This is a genomic window from Streptomyces sp. KLMMK, from assembly GCF_036961605.1.
Classification (GTDB): domain Bacteria; phylum Actinomycetota; class Actinomycetes; order Streptomycetales; family Streptomycetaceae; genus Streptomyces; species Streptomyces telluris.
Window position 1 is genome coordinate 1 of the sequence record NZ_JBAMDC010000435.1, and the last position, 5110, is coordinate 5110.

The 5110-nt window shown below is 70.1% G+C and carries 5 protein-coding genes; 4 read left to right on the forward strand and 1 reads right to left on the reverse strand.

Annotation, left to right across the window (positions count from 1 at the left end):
- Positions 1-295: 295 nt before the first annotated feature.
- Together prfB and V7793_RS33035 are read left to right on the forward strand one after the other, a co-directional pair.
- On the forward strand, positions 296-1402 hold the full coding sequence (prfB, locus tag V7793_RS33030) for a peptide chain release factor 2 (protein ID WP_168094863.1): 1107 nt from the start codon (positions 296-298) through the stop codon (positions 1400-1402).
- Between the two features lie 242 nt (positions 1403-1644).
- On the forward strand, positions 1645-2787 hold the full coding sequence (locus V7793_RS33035) for a hypothetical protein (protein ID WP_336013396.1): 1143 nt from the start codon (positions 1645-1647) through the stop codon (positions 2785-2787).
- 107 nt (positions 2788-2894) lie between these two features.
- On the opposite strand, the gene V7793_RS33040 is transcribed toward V7793_RS33035, so the two are convergent.
- Complete coding sequence (locus V7793_RS33040) at positions 2895-3089, reverse strand: hypothetical protein (RefSeq protein WP_168094865.1); 195 nt, start codon at positions 3087-3089, stop codon at positions 2895-2897.
- Between the two features lie 256 nt (positions 3090-3345).
- Here V7793_RS33040 and ftsE point away from each other — a divergent pair, with 256 nt between their 5' ends.
- Entirely contained in the window at positions 3346-4035 is a 690-nt protein-coding gene (gene ftsE, locus V7793_RS33045) for a cell division ATP-binding protein FtsE (protein WP_058044227.1), read from the forward strand.
- A gap of 9 nt (positions 4036-4044) precedes the next feature.
- Positions 4045-4959, forward strand: coding sequence for a permease-like cell division protein FtsX (gene ftsX / locus V7793_RS33050; RefSeq protein WP_336013397.1), 915 nt, complete (start codon positions 4045-4047; stop codon positions 4957-4959).
- The last annotated feature ends 151 nt before the right edge of the window (positions 4960-5110 follow it).

Genomic DNA, 5110 nt, shown 5'->3' on the forward strand with positions numbered 1-5110 from the left:
CGGCCACCGCGGCGTTCTCTGCCGGTGCGGGTCGGGCCTCCGCCCGGGGCCCGGGCCGTTCGGCACGGCCGGATTCCGGGGTGGGGGTCGAGCGCCGCGGCGGCGGAGGGGACGGGCGGGCCGACGTCCGGCTGTGGGGGAGTGAGGCGCCGCACATCACTCCCGCAACGGCGCCTCGCCACCGTGGCGCGGCCCGGCCGCTCCGGACCCGCCCCGGTCCGGGCGGAGCCCGGTGACAAGGCCCCATCCGGGCCTTGAGGGCGGGGAAGCGCGGCGCAGCCGTTAGGCTGGGTGCGTGGCAGTCGTTGATGTATCCGAAGAGCTGAAGTCCCTCTCCTCGACCATGGGGTCGATCGAGGCCGTCCTGGACCTCGACAGGATGAGGGCTGACATCGCCGTGCTCGAGGAGCAGGCGGCCGCCCCGTCCCTGTGGGACGACCCGGAGGCGGCGCAGAAGATCACCAGTCAGCTGTCGCACCTCCAGGCGGAGCTGCGCAAGACCGAGACCCTGCGCGGCCGCATCGACGACCTCGGGGTGCTCTTCGAGCTCGCCGAGGCCGAGGACGACGCCGACGCCCAGGCCGAGGCCGAGGCCGAGCTCGCCTCGGTCCGCAAGGCGCTGGACGAGATGGAGGTCCGCACCCTCCTCTCCGGCGAGTACGACGCGCGCGAGGCCCTGGTCAACATCCGCGCCGAGGCCGGCGGCGTCGACGCCTCCGACTTCGCGGAGCGCCTGCAGCGCATGTACCTGCGCTGGGCCGAGCGCCACGGCTACTCGTCCGAGATCTACGAGACCTCGTACGCGGAAGAGGCCGGCATCAAGTCGACCACCTTCGTCGTCAAGGCTCCGTACGCCTACGGCACGCTCTCCGTCGAGCAGGGCACCCACCGCCTCGTGCGCATCTCGCCCTTCGACAACCAGGGCCGCCGCCAGACCTCCTTCGCGGGCGTCGAGGTGCTCCCGGTCGTCGAGCAGTCCGACCACGTGGAGATCGACGAGTCCGAGCTGCGCGTCGACGTGTACCGCGCGTCGGGCCCCGGCGGCCAGGGCGTCAACACGACCGACTCCGCGGTCCGGATCACGCACATCCCGACCGGCATCGTCGTCTCCTGCCAGAACGAGCGCTCCCAGATCCAGAACAAGGCGAGCGCCATGAACGTCCTCCAGGCCAAGCTCCTCGAGCGCCGCCGCCAGGAGGAGCAGGCCAAGATGGACGCGCTCAAGGGCGACGGCGGCAACTCCTGGGGCAACCAGATGCGTTCGTACGTCCTGCACCCGTACCAGATGGTCAAGGACCTCCGCACCGAGTTCGAGGTCGGCAACCCGACCGCCGTCCTCGACGGCGACATCGACGGGTTCCTCGAGGCCGGTATCCGCTGGCGCAAGCAGCAGGAGAAGTAACCCCAAGCGCCCCCATAGCCGGACATCCTGCCCGTAACCGGCTTGACGCTACGTCAAAAACTGGCAAGGCTGGCGCGCGGCACGCGTAGCACTGGGGCGCGTGTGGCGGGGGCAAGCGGACCGGTCGACAGTGCCGCCGATTTCGTGCGGCAGGCCGGCCGGCTGTGCCAGGCCTTTCAGAGCGCCACCGCCCCGTGCAGAGCTGCTCCATTGACGAGTTAGCTACTGGGGGTAGCAGGCATATGACGAAGAAGACGCGACTGCGTGTCGCGCGCATAGCCGCCGGCGCAGTGGTCGCCGCGGGCGCTTCGCTGACTGCCGCCGGCGCGGCTTCGGCCGCCGGCGTCAACGTCCAGGTTGCGGGTGTCGGTGTGAAGGCGGGCGTCCACGGCGTCGCCTCGCCCGACGACCCCGACCAGATCCCGCAGCCGCCCACCTCGGGCGGCAGCACCACGGGCACCACCGGCTCGACCGGCACCACGGGCTCTACGGGTGAGACCGGCACGACCGGTTCCACCGGCACCACGGGCTCGACCGGCACCACCGGCTCTACGGGCACCACGGGCTCCACCGGTACCACCGGCTCCACGGGCACCACCGGCAGCGTCGGCGGCGGCTCGGGCGAGACCACCGGCAGCTCGGGCACCACGGGCTCCACCGGCACGACCGGCAGCACCGGCTCGACCGGTACCACGGGCTCCACCGGTACCACGGGCTCGACGGGCTCCACCGGCACCACCGGCGAGACGGGCAGCACCGGCTCCACCGGCAGCACGGGGTCCACCGGCTCCACGGGGTCCACGGGCTCGACCGGCTCCACCGGCAGCACCGGTTCCACGGGCTCCACGGGCAGCACCGGTTCCACCGGCAGCACGGGTTCGACCGGCTCGACCGGCTCGACCGGTTCCACGGGCAGCACGGGTTCCACCGGCAGCACCGGCAGCACGGGGTCCACGGGCTCCACCGGCACCACCGGCGAGACCGGCAACACCGGCGGCAGCTCCTCCTCGGGCAGCTCCTCCTCCGGCTCCGGTTCCACCGGCTCCACCGGCTCCGGCTCCTCCACCGGCGGTGGCGAGGGCAGCACGGGCGGCGACCAGAGCGGCACCGCCGCCACGGGCGGCTCCGGCAGCGGCGGCAGCGACTCCGGTGACCAGGGCAAGGTCTGCCCGGTCGACACCAGCAGCAACTGCGGCAACAACGCCGACCCGGACAGCGCGGGCAGCAAGCCCGTGCAGCAGGCCAAGCCGAAGGAGCAGCTGGCCGAGACCGGCGCTTCGCAGACCGGCTTCCTGGTGATCGGTGCCGCGACGATGATCGCGGGCGGCGTCGGCTTCCGGCTGCTGCCCCGCCTCATGACCCGCAGCGCGGGCGCGGCGGCCTGACCTCAGGCGCCGACGGCGCCTGCGACGCAGGTGTGCAAAGGGCCCGGAGCGCTCAGCGCTCCGGGCCCTCGTGCATCTTCCGGCGAGTACGCACGTGAATCGTGCGACTACCCGGCGAATCCGTGTGCGAGCACGGCCACCGCCACCAGCGCCACCAGCAGGGCGATCAGCGCTGCAGGGGTCAGGCCGGCGAAGACGCCTTCCTGGTGCTGCAGCCGCTCCCTGCTGGCCCGGCACACCGGGCAGCGGCCCTCGCTGACGGGGCCCGCGCAGTTGGCGCACACCAGTCGGTCGCATGTCATGCGATCTCCTCCTCCGGTACGTCCAACGCGCTGGGGAGCCGTCCGGTTCCCCCTACCACTGTGCCAGCTCCGGCGCCGAACGGCGCGTGCGGGCCGATTGTCCTCGTTTTGTCCCCGAACATGTCGGTAATAAACGCGCCGACCCCCTGTGCTGCCTGCGCGTGCACGGCTCGTTCGCGTATGGTCACGCACACCGAACGGAAGCGCCCCCGCGGGCGGTCCGTGCCCCCTATCCAGGTCGACGCGTGGTGCACTCGTGATCCGATTCGACAACGTCTCCAAGTCCTACCCGAAGCAGAACCGTCCGGCGCTCCGTGACGTCTCGCTCGAGATCGAGAAAGGCGAGTTCGTCTTCCTGGTCGGGTCCTCGGGTTCCGGCAAGTCCACCTTCCTGAGACTGCTGCTCCGCGAGGAGCGCGCGAGCACCGGGCAGGTGCACGTGCTGGGCAAGGACCTGGCCCGGCTGTCCAACTGGAAGGTGCCCCAGATGCGCCGCCAGCTGGGCACGGTCTTCCAGGACTTCCGGCTGCTGCCCAACAAGACGGTCAGCGAGAACGTCGCCTTCGCGCTGGAGGTGATCGGCAAGCCCCGCGGGGAGATCAGGAAGGCCGTCCCGCAGGTGCTGGAGCTGGTGGGGCTGGGCGGCAAGGAGGACCGCAGGCCGGGCGAGCTCTCCGGCGGTGAGCAGCAGCGCGTGGCGATCGCCCGGGCCTTCGTCAACCGCCCGATGCTGCTGATCGCCGACGAGCCGACGGGCAACCTCGACCCGCAGACCTCGGTGGGCATCATGAAGCTGCTCGACCGGATCAACCGGACCGGGACCACGGTCATCATGGCCACCCACGACCAGCAGATCGTGGACCAGATGCGCAAGCGCGTCATCGAATTGGAAAAGGGACGCCTCGTACGCGACCAGTCGCGCGGCGTGTACGGCTACCAGCACTGAAAGGACGCCATGCGCGCCCAGTTCGTCCTCTCGGAGATCGGCGTCGGTCTCCGCCGCAATCTCACGATGACCTTCGCGGTGATCGTCTCCGTAGCCCTCTCCCTGGCCCTCTTCGGCGGGTCCCTGCTCATGCGCGAGCAGGCGAGCACGATGAAGGGCTACTGGTACGACAAGGTCAACGTCTCCATCTACCTCTGCAACAAGACCGACGCGGAGTCCTTCCCCTCCTGTGCCAAGGGAGCGGCCACGGAGGACCAGAAGAAGGAGATCCGCGCCGATCTGGAGAAGATGAGCGTCGTCCAGAAGGTCGAGTTCGAGACGGCCGACGAGGCGTACAAGCACTACAAGGAGCAGTTCGACAAGAAGTCGCCGATCGCGGGCTTCGTCACGCCGGACCAGATGCAGGAGTCCTTCCGCGTCAAGCTCAAGGACCCCACCAAGTTCGAGGTCATCTCGACCGCCTTCTCGCAGCGCCCGGGCGTGCAGATGGTGCAGGACCAGAAGGACGTCCTGTCGAACCTGTTCAACCTGGTCAATGGCATGAACTACGCGGCGCTCGGTGTGATGGCCCTGATGCTGGTCGTGGCGCTGATGCTGATCGTGAACACCGTCCGGGTGTCCGCGTTCAGCCGCCGCCGGGAGACCGGGATCATGCGGCTGGTCGGTGCGTCCAGCTTCTACATCCAGATCCCCTTCATCATGGAGGCGGCCTTCGCCGGGCTGCTGGGCGCGGGCCTCGCCTGCATGCTGCTGGTCAGCGGCCACTACTTCCTGGTGAACAACTGGCTGGTCGACCAGATCGACCTCATCCAGTTCATCGGCTGGGACGCGGTACTGGCCAAGCTCCCGCTGGTGCTCGCGATCGGGCTGCTGATGCCCGCGCTGGCGGCGTTCGCGGCGCTGCGTAAGTACCTCAAGGTATGACGTGCGCCAAGGGTGCCGTACGGTCAACTCCCCGTACGGCGCGCCTTGGTGTCCTAGACTCACGCGCATGCCCGGCCCGTCGATGTTCCATCCGCAGCGCCGCGCCCGCCGGGGTGCCGCGCTGACGCTGGTCTTCGCGGGCGTGCTGGCC